The 16,204-nt window shown below is 59.2% G+C and carries 15 protein-coding genes; 7 read left to right on the top strand and 8 right to left on the bottom strand.

Annotation, left to right across the window (positions count from 1 at the left end; translation table 11 throughout):
- Nucleotides 1-25 precede the first annotated feature (25 nt).
- Together EI293_RS17330 and EI293_RS17335 are read right to left on the bottom strand one after the other, a co-directional pair.
- Nucleotides 26-949 carry a M28 family peptidase gene (locus EI293_RS17330; RefSeq protein WP_125439809.1) on the bottom strand — a complete coding sequence of 308 codons (924 nt, stop codon included), beginning with the start codon at nucleotides 947-949 and terminating at the stop codon, nucleotides 26-28.
- Nucleotides 946-1,497, bottom strand: a complete 552-nt coding sequence (locus EI293_RS17335) for an RNA 2'-phosphotransferase (protein ID WP_125439810.1) — start codon at nucleotides 1,495-1,497, stop codon at nucleotides 946-948. Before EI293_RS17335 ends, EI293_RS17330 begins: the two co-directional genes overlap by 4 nt.
- A gap of 222 nt (nucleotides 1,498-1,719) precedes the next feature.
- On the opposite strand from EI293_RS17335, the gene EI293_RS17340 reads away from it, so the two are divergent.
- Complete coding sequence (locus tag EI293_RS17340; RefSeq protein ID WP_125439811.1) at nucleotides 1,720-2,250, top strand: hypothetical protein; 531 nt, start codon at nucleotides 1,720-1,722, stop codon at nucleotides 2,248-2,250.
- A gap of 29 nt (nucleotides 2,251-2,279) precedes the next feature.
- Nucleotides 2,280-3,194 carry a flavin reductase family protein gene (locus EI293_RS17345; RefSeq protein ID WP_125439812.1) on the top strand — a complete coding sequence of 305 codons (915 nt, stop codon included), beginning with the start codon at nucleotides 2,280-2,282 and terminating at the stop codon, nucleotides 3,192-3,194.
- An 18-nt stretch (nucleotides 3,195-3,212) separates the two neighbouring features.
- Here EI293_RS17345 and EI293_RS17350 read toward each other — a convergent pair whose 3' ends face one another.
- The 3 genes from EI293_RS17350 to tsaE form a co-directional block, all read right to left on the bottom strand.
- Nucleotides 3,213-3,677, bottom strand: coding sequence for a hypothetical protein (locus EI293_RS17350; RefSeq protein ID WP_125439813.1), 465 nt, complete (start codon nucleotides 3,675-3,677; stop codon nucleotides 3,213-3,215).
- 106 nt (nucleotides 3,678-3,783) lie between these two features.
- Entirely contained in the window at nucleotides 3,784-5,013 is a 1,230-nt protein-coding gene (locus tag EI293_RS17355) for an alanine dehydrogenase (protein ID WP_125439814.1), read from the bottom strand.
- Between the two features lie 84 nt (nucleotides 5,014-5,097).
- The gene (gene tsaE, locus EI293_RS17360; protein ID WP_125439815.1) at nucleotides 5,098-5,520 is read right to left on the bottom strand and encodes a tRNA (adenosine(37)-N6)-threonylcarbamoyltransferase complex ATPase subunit type 1 TsaE; all 423 of its coding nucleotides are present in this window, start codon (nucleotides 5,518-5,520) and stop codon (nucleotides 5,098-5,100) included.
- Nucleotides 5,521-5,783: 263 nt separating this feature from the next.
- On the opposite strand from tsaE, the gene EI293_RS17365 reads away from it, so the two are divergent.
- Together EI293_RS17365 and EI293_RS17370 are read left to right on the top strand one after the other, a co-directional pair.
- On the top strand, nucleotides 5,784-7,040 hold the full coding sequence (locus tag EI293_RS17365; RefSeq protein ID WP_125439816.1) for a pyridoxal phosphate-dependent aminotransferase: 1,257 nt from the start codon (nucleotides 5,784-5,786) through the stop codon (nucleotides 7,038-7,040).
- A 264-nt stretch (nucleotides 7,041-7,304) separates the two neighbouring features.
- Nucleotides 7,305-9,761: an outer membrane beta-barrel family protein gene (locus tag EI293_RS17370; RefSeq protein ID WP_125439817.1), complete on the top strand. Its 2,457-nt coding sequence runs from the start codon at nucleotides 7,305-7,307 to the stop codon at nucleotides 9,759-9,761.
- A gap of 147 nt (nucleotides 9,762-9,908) precedes the next feature.
- Here the strand turns inward: EI293_RS17370 and EI293_RS17375 are convergent, their stop codons facing one another.
- Nucleotides 9,909-10,535, bottom strand: coding sequence for a cysteine hydrolase family protein (locus EI293_RS17375; RefSeq protein ID WP_125439818.1), 627 nt, complete (start codon nucleotides 10,533-10,535; stop codon nucleotides 9,909-9,911).
- A 236-nt stretch (nucleotides 10,536-10,771) separates the two neighbouring features.
- Here EI293_RS17375 and EI293_RS17380 point away from each other — a divergent pair, with 236 nt between their 5' ends.
- A complete protein-coding gene (locus tag EI293_RS17380) occupies nucleotides 10,772-11,146 on the top strand; it encodes a TonB-dependent receptor plug domain-containing protein (RefSeq protein ID WP_125439819.1) in 375 nt (124 codons plus the stop codon).
- A 26-nt stretch (nucleotides 11,147-11,172) separates the two neighbouring features.
- Here EI293_RS17380 and EI293_RS17385 read toward each other — a convergent pair whose 3' ends face one another.
- Both EI293_RS17385 and porX read right to left on the bottom strand, forming a co-directional pair.
- Nucleotides 11,173-11,715, bottom strand: a complete 543-nt coding sequence (locus tag EI293_RS17385; protein ID WP_125439820.1) for a hypothetical protein — start codon at nucleotides 11,713-11,715, stop codon at nucleotides 11,173-11,175.
- 78 nt (nucleotides 11,716-11,793) lie between these two features.
- Nucleotides 11,794-13,362, bottom strand: coding sequence for a T9SS response regulator signal transducer PorX (gene porX, locus EI293_RS17390; protein WP_125439821.1), 1,569 nt, complete (start codon nucleotides 13,360-13,362; stop codon nucleotides 11,794-11,796).
- 351 nt (nucleotides 13,363-13,713) lie between these two features.
- Here porX and EI293_RS17395 point away from each other — a divergent pair, with 351 nt between their 5' ends.
- Nucleotides 13,714-14,943, top strand: a complete 1,230-nt coding sequence (locus EI293_RS17395; RefSeq protein WP_125439822.1) for an HD domain-containing protein — start codon at nucleotides 13,714-13,716, stop codon at nucleotides 14,941-14,943.
- Between the two features lie 123 nt (nucleotides 14,944-15,066).
- Nucleotides 15,067-16,107 (top strand): UDP-3-O-(3-hydroxymyristoyl)glucosamine N-acyltransferase, encoded by a 1,041-nt coding sequence (gene lpxD / locus EI293_RS17400; protein ID WP_125439823.1) that lies wholly within the window; start codon nucleotides 15,067-15,069, stop codon nucleotides 16,105-16,107.
- Nucleotides 16,108-16,204 lie beyond the last annotated feature (97 nt).

Genomic DNA, 16,204 nt, shown 5'->3' on the forward strand with positions numbered 1-16,204 from the left:
CCAGGGGTTGGTATCGGGGCTGAAGTTACCGGCCCGCCACCACCACCAGCAGGGCCTCCACGGCCAGCCCCAGCCGGCGCATATCCAGCCGATTGAGCGTATCGGTGGGCTCGTGGTAGTGCTGGTTGCGGTAGAAGGCCGTATCGGTGAGCAGCACGGCCGGGTAGCCGAAGTGCCAGTAATTGAGGTGGTCCGAAAAGTCGATGCCGGGCAGCCAGGCGGGGGCTTTGAACCGCTTCACGGGCAGGGCCGCCGCCCGTTGGTAGTGGCGGGCAAACTGCCGGCCGAAGCGGCCGTTCCCGAATTTCTGGGCCACCGTCACGTAGTTGCCCCGCGTGCCGTACACCCATTTCAGCGGCCCCAGCGGGTAGCGCTGGGTGTGTTTCCGGTCATCGAAGTAGCCCAGGGTTTCCAGCGCCACCATGCCGCGCACCGGCACCCCGGCCTTGCGTAGCGCCTCGGCATGTACGTAGCTGCCCATGTGCCGGGTCCGGAAAAACGGCGGCTCCTCCAACGTGTAGGCCACCAGCTCGATGCGGTACGGTAGCTGCGGCTGTCGGCTCAGCAGCCGCGCCAGCTCCAGCAAAGCCGCCACGCCGCTGCCGTTGTCGTCGGCCCCGGGCTGCTCCCCGCACACGTCGTAGTGCGCCCCAATGACGATAACCGGGCCGGTTTCGGGCCCGAAATGCCCCAGAATATTGCGGTAGGGGCGGCCCTGCACCTCGTACGGCTGCTCGGTAGGCCGGGCACCGGCCGCCGCTAGCTCGCCTTTGATGTAGTCGGCGGCCTGATTGAGACTGGCCTCGTGGAGGTAGTTACGGGGCTCGGGCGTGCTGGTGAGGGCCACAATGTGGCGGCGCAGCCGGGTCGTATCGGCGGGCTGGGCAGGTTGGGCGCCGGCGGAACCAGCCAGCAGCAGCAGTCCCCCAGCCAGACACAGCCGCTTCATTTGGCAGCCGAGATTTCCGGCTCCAGGTACGCGGGCGGTACGGCGGCCGTCAGCCACACGCCGTTGGCCGACTGGTAGAAACTGAAGCCGGCCTGATGCATAGTTCCGGCGGCCACCCGCAGGATAGCGGGCGGGCCGTGACGACGCCCCACCGTCTCGGCCGTGGCGCGGTCGGGCGAGAGGTGGACGTGCTGGCGGTTGCCGGGTCGCAGCCCCTCAGCCATAATACTGGCCAGAAACCGGGTGGCCGTACCGTGGTAGAGCACAGCGGGCGGTACCACCGGGTCCAGGCCCAGCTCCACGGCCACCGAGTGCCCCTGACTGGCCCGTAGTTGCTGCCCATCCTCGGAGAAGGCAAACCGCTTTTTATCGTTGGATGCCACCACTTCCTCCACCTGGCCCCGGCTGATACTGGCGTCCCGGACTTGCAAAGCCGCCAGCAGATCGACTACCGACACCCAGCCCTGGGCATCAAGGTTGAGGCCCAGCTCCTCAGGGCGGTGGCGCAGGGTATAGCTGAGTAGTTTGCTTAGTTGCGTGTTCTGCATCAGGACAGGAGGCGAAGATGAGTAACGGCAGCGCGAAATATTGAGCCGCTACTCAGGGGCGTTCAGACGATATAAAGCTGGTAGCCCGGCCGGCCGCCGCGAGGAGCTAACCGGCAGACAGCTGCGCAAAATAGCAATCCGATGGTAGATGGCCGTTTCGTGAACGGTGCAACCGTGCTATACTTGCACCCGCTCCGGTTCCTGCCCCCTTTTATCCGCACTATGCCCGCTTCCGCTGCTTCCCGCCTGCTGCCGGCTCTCGGGATAATTACCCTGACCGCCGGGCTACTGGGGATGCAGCTGGAAACCAACGCCTGGGTATTGCCGCCGGCTCCCGGGGCCGGGCTGGTGGGCGGACTGGCAGCCCTGACCGGTTATTTTTTCAGCCGCCCGGCCCGCCGCCGCTACTGGTTACTGGCAGCGGCCGTCCTGCTGGTTCAGCTGCCCTTGTATCCGGTGGTGCAGCAGTGGCAGGAGGGCGTTTCGCAGCGGCGGGCCACGGCCATCATCCGGGCTATTGAGGATTATCGTCGGACGCAACATCATTTGCCCGATTCGCTGGAGGAGCTGACGCCGCGCTATTTGCCCCAGCTGCCCGGCACCGGCTTCGGTACGCTCACTCAGGTCCCGTTCTTCTACTATTCGCCCCGGCTGCTCGCTGATTCCGCGCAGTATGCGCTGGGGTACTCCAACGGGCTGCTGGGCCAGGCATTCTACACTCCCAGCACCGGCCGCTGGACTTACGATGACTAATTTGCCGGCCAACGCCGAACTTCGCCCCCATGTCTACTCCCACCCCGTTCCGCAGCATCGTCCCGTCCGACCTCTCGCCCACCGACTGGCACCCGTTCATGGTGGGGGCCATTGCCCCGCGGCCGGTGGCCTTCGTGAGCACCGTGGCCTCGGATGGCAGCGTGAATCTGAGCCCATACAGCTTCTTCAACTGTTTCGGCTCCAACCCGCCCATTCTGGCCTTTTCGCCCGCCAACCGGGTGCGCGACAACTCCCAGAAACACACTTTGCAGAACGTACGCGAGGTAGCCGAATGCGTGGTCCACATCTGCGACTACGCCATGGTGGAGCAGATGTCACTGGCCAGCACGGAGTATGCTAAGGGCGTGGATGAGTTTGTGAAGGCCGGGTTTACCGCCGTGCCCAGCCAGCAGGTGCGCCCGCCCCGGGTGCTGGAAGCGCCGGCCGCCTTCGAGTGCGTGGTGGAGCAGGTGATTGAACTGGGCCAGAACAACGGGGCCGGCAACCTGGTACTGTGCCGGGTGGTACTGGCCCACTTTCGCGAAGACATCATTCTGCCCTCCGGTATCGGCATCGACCCCGTGAAGCTCGACGCCATTGCCCGCCTCGGCGGCGACTGGTACAGCCGCTCGGCCGCCACGCTGTTCGAAGTACCCAAGCCCAACCGCAACCTCGGCATCGGCATCGACCAACTCCCGGAACACCTCCGCACCTCCGATATCCTCACCGGCAACAACCTGGGCCGCCTCGCCAATATTGAAGCGCAGTCGATTCCTTCAGCCGCCGACGTGCAGGCGTTCCGCCAGGAGCCCATCGTGAGCTACACCCTGAGCAAGCATCCCGAGCCCGTTGCCCAACGCACCGCCCTTATGCAGTTGGGCAAGCAGCTGCTGGAAGAAGGCCGGCTGCTGGACGCTTGGAAAGTATTGCTGCTGGCCGCCTGAGCCATCCGCGCCGCCCCGTTACAGGGGCAGCAGCCGGAAGTACTTGGTTTTCAGCCGCCGCTGCAGGTACCCGGGCAGCGGCTGGTTCTGCGCGTAGGCCTCCAGTACCCGCCGGTACTGCTGCGGCCCAAACCGGCTGAACCGAAAAAGCCCGTAGCCCGCCATCAATCCGCCCGCCACCAAATCCTGGTTGGCATCCTGACGGAGAATCTGGTAGTCCTGTTTATCCACTTTCTCCACTCCCGAAGCCTCTATTGCCACCTTCTTGACGGCGGCCGTGGCCAGCAGGCCACCCCCAACTTCCAGCAAGCTTCTGGTGGCTTTGGAACGATGCATGAACAGGTGCTGTACGGCCCGCAGGGTATCCGAGTGGTCGTAGCGGGCGGTGCTGAAGTCGGAGTGTAGAAGGGCCGTTTGCGCCTGCAGGGTGGTACCAGCTGTCAGGCATAGGCCAGCTGTGAGAGTAAGTAGGGGTCGGATCATAAAGTGGATATATATGCGGTGCAGCCTGCCCGCGCAATATTCGCGCCAACCAGATTCAGCCACAAAGCCCGTGGAATCCGCGTTAAAATCCGCGCAAGCAGTGGTCTTAGTTGCGCACGGCAATCATCAGAGCCAACTCCTTATAGCGCATATTGAAGCGGCGGGCGATACTGGCGTTGGTGAGCGAGCCTTTGTACAGGTACACGCCGGAGCGGAAATGCTCGTTGGTAAACAGCACCTCGTTGATACCGCCGTGCTGGCTGATTTCCTGCAGAATAGGCGTAAAAATGTTGCTTAGCGCGTTGGTAGCCGTGCGTGGCACCCGGGAGGCAATGTTGGGCACGCAGTAATGAATCACGTCGTACTTGCGGAAGACAGGCTTGCTGTGACTGGTCATTTCGCTGGTGGCAAAACAGCCGCCCTGGTCTATGCTCACATCAATCACCACCGAGCCGGGAGCCATCATGGAAATGGCATCCTCCGACACCATGAACGGAATCCGGCCCTCTTCGGCATTCAGCGCCCCGATTACCACGTCGGCGCGGCGGATCTGCTGGTTGAGGGCGAAGGTATCGAGGGTGCTGGTGTAGAGTTGCGGCTGGCCCAGGTTCTGCTTGAGGCGGCGTAGCTTGTAGAGATGGTTGTCGAACACCTTCACCTCGGCCCCCAGCCCGGAGGCAGCCCGGGCGGCGTATTCGGCCACGGTGCCCGCGCCCAGAATTACCACCTGTGAAGGTGGCACGCCCGTAATACCGCCCAGAATAATGCCTTTACCCTCGTTGGAACGTGCTAAGTACTCAGCCGCAATGAGCATCACGGTGGAGCCTGCAATTTCCGACATAGCCCGCACTACCGGCCGGGTACCGCTGGGGTCCTTAATCAGCTCGAAGCTGATGGCATTTACTTTTTTACGCAGCAGAGCCGTGATGTACTCGGCCGTGAGCGAGCCAAACTGCAGAGCTGAAATCAGCGTCTGACCGGCCCGCAGATACTCCATCTCATCGTAAGTGACGGGGGCCACTTTCAGGATAATATCCGCCTCAAATACTTCTTTCTGGGAGTAGGCTACGGTGGCCCCGGCCTCGGAGTACTCGTGGTCGGAGTACTTGCTGGGCTCTCCGGCTCCGCTTTCCAGCAGAATCTCATGGCCAGCCTCTACCAAGTGCTTCACCGCCTCGGGCGTGAGGCAGATGCGGTTTTCCTGCAGGGAGGTTTCCCGGGGCAGCCCGATGAACAGCTTCCGCTTCCGGGTTTCCACGGCCAACATGGATTCCTGGGTGAAATAGGCGCGGCTGGTCGCCAGCGACTCAAATCCGGAGGGCACTGCGTCAGGCATTTTCTTGAATTAAAAATTACGAATTGAAAATTGAAAATTGAGCTTATGGTCCTTGCAGAGGGTAAAACAGACCATTTTTAATTTTTAATTCTCAATTATTAATTCCCTGGAAGAGGGTCCGGTGACGGAGAAGGTAATAAGCAGTCGGTCAGGGGGCAGCAGGGCCTCAATGCGGCTCGGCCACTCAATCAGGCAAAGATAACCAGAATCAAAGTACTCCAGTGCCCCGATATCCTCGGCCTCCTGCGGGGTATTGAGGCGGTAAAAATCGAAGTGGTAAATAGGCTCGTTCCGGGCCGTGCGGTATTCATTAACCAGGGAAAACGTGGGGCTACTGACTTCTTCCTGCACGCCCAGGCTGCGGCACAGGGCCTTGATAAACGTGGTTTTGCCCGCGCCCATTTCGCCCTCAAAGCAAATAATGGAGTGCCCCTGCAACGCGGCTCGCACCTGTCCGGCCACGGCCGGCAACGCGTCGGGGGAAGGAATTTCGATGGTCTGATTCATCATCCAAAAAAAGCAGGGGTGGGCACTTACAATAACTCAGGGCCGCAAATTTGGTTATTCTGCCGCACAACCGACTCCTTTATTCCACCCGCTCCCCTTGGGCTGCCCCTGATGAGCCGACCGGCTCTGCCAATGAAGGCTACTGTGGCCCGGCATTACTACGACAAGCTGATTCCGCGCGGTTTTTCACAGCTTTTTACCCGCCAGGCCGGGCCCGGCAACGGCTGTCCTCTATATTTGGCTGACCCAAACCAACACCAACCATGCAAGTTTCGCGAATGGCCGGCAGCCTGATTGGCTCCGAAATCATCAAAATCGGCAACGAAGTCAACGACATGATCCGCAAGGGGGAGCAGATCTGTAACCTCACCATCGGCGACTTCGACCCGTCTATTTTCCCCATTCCCACGGAGCTGCAGTCGGAAATCACCCATGCCTACCAGGCCGGGCACACCAACTATCCACCCGCCAACGGCATGGCCGCCCTGCGCGAAGCAGCGGCAGCTTTTACGGAGTCGCGCCTGGGCCTCTCCTACTCGCCCAACGACTTTCTGGTAGCCGGCGGCTCCCGGCCGCTCATTTACGCCACCTACCTGGCCCTGGTAGACCCCGGTGATAAAGTGGTATTTCCGGTGCCGAGCTGGAACAACAACCACTATTGCCACCTTTCCTCGGCCGAGGCCGTGATGGTGGAAACCCGGCCCGAAAACAACTTTATGCCCACCGCCGATGAGCTGGCCCCACACCTGACGGGCGCTACCCTGCTGGCTCTGTGCTCCCCGCTTAACCCTACCGGCACCGTGTTCAGCCGCGAGGACCTGGAAGCCATCTGCGACCTGGTACTGGCCGAGAACAAGCGGCGTGCTCCCGGTGAAAAGCCTTTGTACCTACTCTACGACCAGATTTACTGGCTCCTGACCTTCGGCAATACCGAGCACTACGACCCGGTGAATCTGCGCCCCGAGCTGCGCGAATACACCATTTACATCGATGGTATTTCCAAGTGTCTGGCCGCTACTGGGGTGCGCGTGGGCTATGCCTTCGGGCCGGCACCGGTGATTGACAAGATGAAGGCCATTCTGGGACACGTAGGCGCGTGGGCTCCCAAGGCCGAGCAGGTTGCCACTGCTACCTACCTCCCCCAGACCGAAGCCGTAGATGGCTTTCTGGGTGCGTTCAAGGAGAAAGTGCAGCGTAGCCTCGACGCGTTGCACCAGGGCCTCCAAACCATGAAAGCCGACGGTCTGCCCGTGGATTCGATGGTGCCAATGGGGGCTATCTACCTCACGGCCAGACTAGACGTACTGGGCCGCACTACCCCCGATGGGCAGGTACTGACCTCCACCAAGGAGCTTACATCTTACCTCATCAGCGAAGCGCGGCTGGCCCTGGTGCCTTTCAGCGCCTTTGGTACCGATGGCACGTCGCCGTGGTTCCGCATGTCGGTGGGAGGTGCCTCGCTGGCATCAATTGAGGCGGCTTTGCCCCGGCTGCGGGCCGCCCTGGAACGGCTGACGTAAGTCTGCATTACCTGCTTTTTACATCCACCGCCCTTGCAGTTGCTGCAAGGGCGGTGTTGCGTTCGGGCTATTCTTCCGGGCTTTTGCATTCCTCTGGTTTTCTTGTACCGAATTAAGCTAAACTATCTATCTTGTTGCCGCTACCGGCCGCTGTTTTGTGGCGGCCAGAAGCTCCTGCTCTGTTTTAACTGCGCTTGATCTGCAGTTACTGCTCTATCTCCTATTGCACTTTCCGCTTTTCACAACCACTGGAACGTGTATTGTATGTTTTCTTATGTTTCCCGCCCGGGAGCCGGCTTTCCACTGGTGGCCACGGTCGTTTTGCTGTTTACTACCCCTGAATTGCGGGCGCAGCAGCTCCGCCCCACTCCTATTACAGGTGCAGTACGGGCCGCTACCGGCTCAGCCCTGGAGTACGCCACCGTCACGCTGCACCGCGCCGCCGATTCGGTGGTGGTGAAAACTGAATTCAGCGACGAGGAAGGACGCTTCCAGCTGCAGCCGCCCGTTATCGGCCGCTACCTGGTATCGGTCAGTCAGATAGGATACGGCCGGGGCTGGGCCGGCCCGCTGGACGTTACGGCCGGCCCAGTCACGCCCCTGGTTTTCCGGCTGGTGGCTGGTACGGCAACGCAGCTCAAAGAGGTAACCGTAACCGGCCAGCGGCCCGTGTTTGAGCGCCTGGCTGACCGGACCATCGTGAACGTGGAAGGCAGCCTGCTGAGCGCGGGCAATACTACCCTGGACGTACTGGGCCGTGCCCCTGGCATGGTACTGGACGCTAACGACAACCTGACGTTGCGCGGCAAAACCGGTTTACTGGTATTGCTTGATGGCAAGCGGGTGCCGCTTACCGGGACGGAGCTGGCCAACCTGCTCCAGAGCCTACCGGCCGAACAGGTGCGTACTATCGAGCTGATTACTAACCCACCCGCTAAATACGACGCGCAAGGTGGGGCTGGCGTTATCAGCATCAACCTAAAAAAAGACCAGCGGCAGGGTTTCAATGGCAGCACCAATGCGGCGTACGGCCGGGGGCGGTACGGCAAATTCACCAGTGGCCTGAACCTGAATTACCGCCGTCGGAAGCTTAGTCTCTATGGTTCCTACGCGTACACTGACCGCCAGCTGTTTCAGGAGTTGCGCTTTGACCGCACTTACCTGCAGGATGAGCAGCCGGCCCGCTTCGTGACGCAGCACAATGATACCCGCAGTCATCCACAGTCCCACACCTGGCGTGCCGGCACCGATTATTCCCTTACTGACCGCACTAGCCTGGGCGTAGTGGTAAGCGGCCTGGCCAGCCGCTTACCGTCGTTGGGCCGGAACTATTCAGCGCTATACGATGCACAAGGGCAACTGACGGCGCAGCTGGAAGCCCGCAACCACCGGACGCTGCTGACGCCCAACGTGGCCGCCAACCTGAGCCTGCGGCATCAGTTTCGGAAAGACTCGCTGGGAACCCCGGAGCTAACGGTGGACGCCGACCTCGCCCGCTACGACCTCACCCGCACCCTTGACCTGCAATCCAGTAACCTGCTCAGCTCCACCTATGCTCCCAGCCGCCTGCTGGGCGACCAGAACGGCCGCCTGACCATTGGGAGTGCCAGGGCCGATTACGTACGCAGCCTGCGGCACGGGCTGCGGCTGGAAACCGGCCTGAAAACCAGCCGGGTGTCTTCGGATAATGACGTGTTGTTTGAGCGAGAAAAGGATGGTGTGCGGCAGACGGACGCGGGCCTGACCAACCGCTTCCGCTACGAGGAAACCATCAACGCAGCTTACGTAAGCCTGACCCGCTCCCGGCCCACCCTTACGCTTACGGCGGGGCTGCGCGGAGAGCACACCGCTACCGATGGTCGGCAGCAGGTAGGCAGCCAGGAGTTTCGTCGCCGGTATTTCCAGCTGTTTCCCAGCCTCCAGCTTACCCGCACCATAACCGACCACCACGAGGTGGGCTTTTCCCTCAGCCGCCGCCTCGACCGGCCGACGTATAATCAGCTTAATCCCTTCCGCTCCTATGTCGACCCGCTTTCTTACCGCGTGGGGAATCCGGCACTCTGGCCCCAGCTCAGCACCCAGGCCGAGCTGACGCATACGTTCAACCACAAGTTCAGTACTGCGCTCAGCTATACCCGCACCCGTCGCCCCATTCTGAGCGTGTACCTGCTGGATGCCGATGGCTTGGTAGCGGCCACCGATGTGAACCTGAGCAGCCAGGATTACTGGGGCCTGACGCTAACGGCCCCGCTGGAGCCTGCTGCATGGTGGAAGCTCTACGCCAGCGCCGAGGCCTTTTACATCCGCTTCCAGGGCAGCTTGGAAGGCGCCCAACTCCCGCAAAGTCAGCCCGGCGCTATTCTGAGTGCCAGCAGCTCCTTCACATTGCCCCACGGCTGGAGTGCCGAGCTGAACGGGAGTTACAACTCCCTGGAGCGGTTCGGGTTCCAGACGGTGCGGGCCTTCGGGCAGGTGGGGGCGGGTGTGCAGAAGAGCTTTGGCCGGACCACCATCAAGCTCAACGCCACCGATATATTCTACACCACGCCGCTTCGCGTTACCTCCCGTTACCGCTCACTGACTGAAACCTTCCGCTCCGCTCAGGATTCCCGCGTGGTAACGGCCGCCCTTACTTACCGCTTTGGCAACGAAAAGGTGCCCGCTATCCGTCGCCGGGCCAGCAGCGCCGAGGACGAAAAGCGCCGGGCAGAGGTAAAGTAATGCGGATATTGAACAAGCCAGCAAAGCTCATCACGTAATGCTGCATGACGAACTTTACCTATTCGTTCAACCTCAGCTCCGCCCGACAACGGGCCCGGTGGCTGCCAGCCGTCGGGCCCGTTGTCGGGCGGAGCTGAGGTTTGGTTACTAACGCGCCATTTCGGCAGCTTCGGAAATAAAGAGCTGCTCCAGAAACTCCTGGTGGGTGACGGGATAGGAGAACATGGGGAAATTTTTCTCGCAGGCGAACCGCTGCTCCTCCTCGCTCACGGTGGCGGTGCAGTCGATGAGCGTGTACACCTGGTAGCCGTACTCGTAGGCCGTACGCATCGTCGATTCGACGCAGCAGTTGGTGAGGAACCCGGCCAACGCCAACTGCGTGATGCCGCGCTGACGCAGGATAAAATCCAAGTTGGTGCTCACGAAACCATCGAGGCCGCGCTTGCCTTCTATCACGATGTCGTCGGGTTGGGGCCGGAGTACGTCCACTATTTCCGCGCCCCAGGAGCCCTGCCGGAAGGCATTACCATCGACTACGCCTTTGAGGATGCCGTAGGGCCGGGCGCTTAGCTCCCGGTAGTTTTCGGTAAAGCTGATGGGCAGATGTACGATGAGCGCGCCCGCCGTACGGGCCTGCCGGACCAGATCTTCGGTGTGGGCCAGCATGTTGGTGTACTGCATTACCGGTTTCACCGCCTCGTGCAGAGAGCCCCCCGGCGTGGTAAAATCGTTCTGAAACTCAATCAGGATGATGGCCGTACGGGTCGGGTTCATAACGAGGCGGGGTTAGGGTTACGGAATATTTCAAGGTACTGATTACCGGAATCTTACGCAAGCCCGTTTGGCCTGTGCAATGTTTCGATTGGGTTTTATCCGTATTGTGTTTTTGGGCGTAGCCAAGCCTGTACATTCAGCTACCCCACTATTTTTTCCATAGCGTATGGAAATAGCTTCTTCTTAGCATCTACTCGAAAAGCCTGCCCTAGAATTTCAACGTAACCATATCTGCTATGAGCATCTGCCTCAGGTTAGTGGCAATCCTGCTGTTAGCCCATACTACACTGCATGCACAAACCGGAGTGCCTCTATCCTCCGGCCAAGCACAACACCCAGACATTACTGCCCATAAGCCTATTCAGATCCGGCTTATCTGCACCAGTTCTATCCGGCCCGGTAATGAGCCGCTTTGGGTGGTTGATGGCCTTCCAATCTCCGCTGAACAGATCAAAACTATCATCCCTGATAACATTAAGAAAATAGACGTTCTCCAGAATGCTCAGGCAATGGCTTTGTACGGCACCCGGGCCGCGAATGGAGCTGTACTCATTACCATGAAATCGGCCGCACATTCCCGCATTACAAAGCAGAAAAGGCCGGTCAACTGAACAGCCTTCTCTGTTATAGTCATTTGCTAAGCATCACCACCAACAGTAAATCTTAACCACTTTTTTCGAGACAAATTGACCTCTACCAGGAAATAACAATTGCCTCCATCATATACTTGCAACCGCGTCGTTTTCCAGTCCGTGTGCATATCAGAGCAGAAGCGCTGAACCCAGACTATTTTCTCTCCAGCGACTGATATTCCCGGTATCATCTGAAGCCTATAGCTCACAATATCAATCGGGTCATTTGCCCCTCTATATTCGCCTTTGTAACCATCACTAGCATTATATGCTACAATAGCCTTTTGCACCAATGCATATACTTGGCTTATTTCTCTCTCCGTCAAGGTTGATGGCCTTGCGCCTACCAGTGAATGTGTATGCTTTTCGCTGAAAGGTAAAACAACGTATTCTCTGGCCTTTCCTTTAGGTTTTAGCAATGCCGGAGGCAAGTCAGGCTTTGTCTTCTCAACTTTTACGCGTTGATACGCTTGATTATCCACGTTCTTATTTTGGCAACTTGTCGCCAACACGAATACTAGCAGATACAGCCCGAAAGTCTTTTTCATTTCCCGTTTTTTCCGAAAGCAAACGGCAGCTTTCCGAAAGAAAGCTGCCGTTGTAAACTAAGCAAAGAATATCAGCTCCTACCCTTTCGGGCTGAGCACGACGTACGGGATGATGCATTCCTCCAGGGAGATGCCGCCGTGCTGGAACGTGTCCTTGTAGTAGTTCACGTAGTAGTTGTAGTTGTTGGGGTAGGCGAAGAAGTAGTCGCCAACGGTGAAGACGTAGGCGGTGCTCACGTTTTCGCGGGGCAGGAAGATGCGCTCCGGCTTGCGCACGGTGTACACGTCGCGGGAGTCATCGAAGCCCAGGTTTTTGCCGTGCTTGTAGCGCAGGTTGGTGTTCGTGTTCCGGTCGCCCACAATCTTGTAGGGCCGCTTCACCCGGATGGTGCCGTGGTCGGTGGTGATGATGAGCTTGCCTTTGCGCTCCGAAATCTGCTGGAGCATTTCGTACAGCGGCGAGTGCAAAAACCACGACTTAGTGATGCTGCGATACGCCGATTCATCGGCCGCCAGCTCCCGGATCATGGCCATATCGGTGCGGGCGTGCGAGAGCATGTCCACGAAGTTATAGACGATGACGTTGCACTTGTAATTGTTGTGCAGGTTAGCCATTTTACCCAGCAAGTCCTTGCCAGCCTGCAGGTTGGTTACCTTGTGGTAGCTGAACTTATGCTTCTGGTTGGCCTTCTGGAACATGATTTCCATGAACTCGGCCTCGTGCATGTTCTTGCCCTCGTCGTCGTCGTCCCACACCCACAGGTTGGGGTATTTCTTCTGGATTTCGCCTGGCATCATGCCCGAGAAGATGGCGTTCCGGGCGTAGGCCGTGGTAGTGGGCAGAATGCTGTAGTAGGTTTCCTCGGAGTCTACCGTGAACAGCTCGGCAATGATGGGCTCCAGCACCTTCCACTGGTCGTAGCGCAGGTTATCGATGAGCAGGAAGTACACGGGCGTGTCGCCGGTATCCTTCAGCATTGGGAACACGCGCTTCGCAAACAGTTCGTGCGACATGAGCGGGGCTTCCTTGTCGTCGCCGTTCACCCAGTCCTCGTAGTTCTCCGTGATGAAGCGGCCGAAGTAGGTGTTGGCTTCGTCCTTCTGCATGTTGAAGACCTCGGCCATGCTCTTGCCTTCCGTCTCGTTGATTTCCAGCTCCCAGTACACCAGCTTCTTGTACACATCGGCCCACTCGGAGGCCGAAAGGCGGTCGGAGAGCTGCATGCCCAGCTGGCGGAAGTCGCGCTGGTAGCCGGAGTTGGTGGCTTCGCTCACGAGGCGCTTGTTGTCCAGCACCTTTTTCACGGCCAGCAGAATCTGGTTCGGATTAACCGGCTTGATGAGGTAATCGGCAATTTTAGCGCCGATGGCCGATTCCATAATGTGCTCCTCCTCGCTCTTGGTAATCATCACCACGGGCACAGTGGGGCGCAGGGCCTTGATTTCGGTGAGGGTTTCCAGGCCGGTCAGGCCAGGCATGTTCTCATCCAGGAACACGATATCGTAGGTCTTCTCCTGGATTTCCTCAATGGCATCGGTGCCGGAATTCACGCCGGTTACGTCGTAGCCTTTGTCTTTGAGAAACAGAATGTGGGGTTTCAGCAGGTCGATTTCGTCATCGGCCCAGAGTATGCTGTATTGTTGCATAGGGGGGACTTGGGGTGTAGCGCCGGGCAATGGCCCGACGAGTCAGTAAACGTACTCTACGAAACGCAGGCAGCCGCACTTGCGCACTGGATACCGGCCCGGGGCCACAGGTTGCAACTGAAGTTTCGTAAGTAGCTTTACTCCCAATCCGTGGTTTTTGATTTAAAAAATTCTGCTTCTGCTATACTTTCCTCTCAACCCGACGGTAAAGTAGCCGAAAATTGTTGACACCGGCGGCCCGGCGCGGCCTCAGGCGGTAGCTATGCACAGCAGTAACAACACTAAAACCACTTTCCCGTTCCTTTCCGCCAGACTCCGGATGCTTCCCGGGTCTTGGCTTCTCTCCTTCGCATGAACAAAAAGAAAATCTTCAACGACCCGGTATATGGCTTTGTCACCATCCCGACGGAGTTGTTGTTTGACCTGATTGAGCACACGTACTTCCAGCGCCTGCGCCGCATTCAGCAGCTGGGCCTCACCATGTTTGTGTACCCGGGAGCTTTGCACACGCGCTTTCACCACGCCCTGGGTGCCATGCACCTGATGACGCTGGCTTTGCGCACGCTCAAGGACAAAGGCGTGAAGATTTCGGCCCGGGAAGGCGAAGCGGCTATGGCCGCTATCCTGCTCCACGATATCGGCCACGGGCCTCTGTCTCATGCTTTGGAGCGCAGTATCTTCGATGATGTGCATCACGAGGCCATCAGCCTGCACCTGATGCGCAAACTCAACGCCCAGTTTGGCGGGGCGCTGGATTTGGCCATTGCCATCTTCGAAGGCACTTATGACCGGCCGTTTTTCCACCAGCTCGTGAGCAGCCAGTTGGATATGGACCGCCTCGACTACCTTAACCGCGACTCGTTTTACACCGGCGTGCAGGAAGGCCGCCCCGGGGCCGACCGCCTCATTAAAATGCTGACCGTGGTGGACGAGCGGCTGGTGCTGGAGGAAAAGGCCGTGTACAGCATTGAGAACTTTCTGGTGAGCCGGCGGCTGATGTACTGGCAGGTATACCTGCACAAAACCGTTACCTCAGCCGAGCAGATGGTGATTCGCATTATGCAGCGGGCCCGGGACCTGGTGCGGGCCGGTGTGCAGGTGCCGGCAGCTCCCAACCTGCACTTCTTTCTCTCGCGCAACGTGAAGCAGCGGGAGTTCGAGCAGGACGACCAGATTCTGCGCCGTTTCACCCGTCTGGACGACACCGACGTGTGGGGAGCCGTGAAACTCTGGGCCGACCACCCCGATAAAGTACTCAATTACCTGGCCCAAAGCCTGCTCGACCGGCATCTATTTAAAATCACCCTCCAGACTGAGCCCTTCGACGACGAATTTCAGTTGGGCATCGTGGACCTGATTGCCGAGCACTTCAAGCTGCCGGCCCACGACGCGGCCCAGCTCATGCTCACCGGCCGCATCAGCAACAACGCTTACGACGCCGACGGCCAGGACCCGATTGACGTGCTTACCAAAAGCGGCCGGGTGGTGAACGTGGCAGAGGCATCGGACCTGCCTAACATCCGCGCCATCAGCCAACGCGTGGAAAAGCACTACATCTGCTACCCCAAGGAGATTTTGTAATGGTTTTTGGTGGCTGGTTTTTGGTTTCTGGCTTCGTTCTGACGGATAGCCAGATGCCGTAAACTACAGCCCCATCCAGCTACCAAAAACTAAAAACCAAAAACCAACTCTTACTTTTGCCCGATGGAATTTACCGTAGGCCAGATAGCAGAAGTTCTGCACGGAGCAGTAGAAGGCGACGCCACTCAGCGCATTGACCGACTTGCCAAGATTGAAGAGGGCCAGGCCGGCTCCCTGTCGTTTCTGGCCAACCTCAAGTACGAGCACCACCTCTACACCACCGGGGCCACGGCCGTCATTGTGAGCCGCACCCTGGAGCTGCGCCAGCCCACATCAGCGGCCCTTATTCGGGTTGATGACCCATACACCAGCTTTACCACGCTTCTGGAGTTCTACCAGCAAGCCACCCGCACAGGCAAGCGCGGCGTAGAGGAACCGGCCTACATGGCCGCCAGTGCCCGCATCGGCGAGAACCATTACCGGGGCGCGTTTTCCTACATCGGCGAGAACTGCGAAATCGGGCAGGACGTGGTAATTTTCCCCCACGTGTTCATCGGTGACCGGGTGAAAATCGGGGACGGCACAATTTTGTACGCCGGAGCGAAAGTGTACGCCGAAACCGTCATCGGCAGCCGCTGCACCATCCATGCCGGGGCCGTCATCGGCTCCGACGGTTTCGGCTTTGCGCCCCAGCCCGACGGCTCTTACCGCACCATCCCGCAGATTGGCAATGTGGTGCTGGAAGACAACGTGAGCGTGGGCGCCAACGCCACCATCGACTGCGCTACTATGGGCTCCACCATCATCCGGGAAGGCGCCAAAGTGGACAACCTCGTGCAGATTGCCCACAACGTGGAAATCGGCCGCCACACGGTAGTAGCGGCCCAGACGGGCATTTCGGGCTCCACCAAAATTGGGGACTTCTGCGTGCTGGCCGGCCAGACGGGCATTGCCGGGCACCTGAGCCTGGCCAACCGCACCACCGTTACGGCGCAGTCGGGCGTGGGCAAATCCATCAAGGAGGAAGGCATTCTGCTGCAGGGCTCCCCCGCCTTCATGCTGCGCGACAGTCTGCGCGCCAACGCCATCTTCCGCCACCTGCCCGAGGTAGAGCGCCGCCTCACCCAACTGGAACGCAACCAAAGCGCAACGGAAAAGCCCTAGCTTTGCAGTCTATTTGAGTTGCCGGTTGCCCGTTGTCAGTTGTTGGGGCCCATCTTGTTTTCGATGGCCTGATAACTGACAACGGGCAACTGGCAAC

Source organism: Hymenobacter perfusus, from assembly GCF_003944765.1.
In the GTDB taxonomy this organism is placed as follows: Bacteria; Bacteroidota; Bacteroidia; order Cytophagales; family Hymenobacteraceae; genus Hymenobacter; species Hymenobacter perfusus.

Coding starts and splice junctions, on each gene's coding strand:
- EI293_RS17330 (WP_125439809.1), bottom strand. CDS start 949: ATGAAGCGGCTGTGTCTGGCTGGGGGACTGCTGCTGCTGGCTGGTTCC.
- EI293_RS17335 (WP_125439810.1), bottom strand. CDS start 1,497: ATGCAGAACACGCAACTAAGCAAACTACTCAGCTATACCCTGCGCCAC.
- EI293_RS17340 (WP_125439811.1), top strand. CDS start 1,720: ATGCCCGCTTCCGCTGCTTCCCGCCTGCTGCCGGCTCTCGGGATAATT.
- EI293_RS17345 (WP_125439812.1), top strand. CDS start 2,280: ATGTCTACTCCCACCCCGTTCCGCAGCATCGTCCCGTCCGACCTCTCG.
- EI293_RS17350 (WP_125439813.1), bottom strand. CDS start 3,677: ATGATCCGACCCCTACTTACTCTCACAGCTGGCCTATGCCTGACAGCT.
- EI293_RS17355 (WP_125439814.1), bottom strand. CDS start 5,013: ATGCCTGACGCAGTGCCCTCCGGATTTGAGTCGCTGGCGACCAGCCGC.
- tsaE (WP_125439815.1), bottom strand. CDS start 5,520: ATGAATCAGACCATCGAAATTCCTTCCCCCGACGCGTTGCCGGCCGTG.
- EI293_RS17365 (WP_125439816.1), top strand. CDS start 5,784: ATGCAAGTTTCGCGAATGGCCGGCAGCCTGATTGGCTCCGAAATCATC.
- EI293_RS17370 (WP_125439817.1), top strand. CDS start 7,305: ATGTTTTCTTATGTTTCCCGCCCGGGAGCCGGCTTTCCACTGGTGGCC.
- EI293_RS17375 (WP_125439818.1), bottom strand. CDS start 10,535: ATGAACCCGACCCGTACGGCCATCATCCTGATTGAGTTTCAGAACGAT.
- EI293_RS17380 (WP_125439819.1), top strand. CDS start 10,772: ATGAGCATCTGCCTCAGGTTAGTGGCAATCCTGCTGTTAGCCCATACT.
- EI293_RS17385 (WP_125439820.1), bottom strand. CDS start 11,715: ATGAAAAAGACTTTCGGGCTGTATCTGCTAGTATTCGTGTTGGCGACA.
- porX (WP_125439821.1), bottom strand. CDS start 13,362: ATGCAACAATACAGCATACTCTGGGCCGATGACGAAATCGACCTGCTG.
- EI293_RS17395 (WP_125439822.1), top strand. CDS start 13,714: ATGAACAAAAAGAAAATCTTCAACGACCCGGTATATGGCTTTGTCACC.
- lpxD (WP_125439823.1), top strand. CDS start 15,067: ATGGAATTTACCGTAGGCCAGATAGCAGAAGTTCTGCACGGAGCAGTA.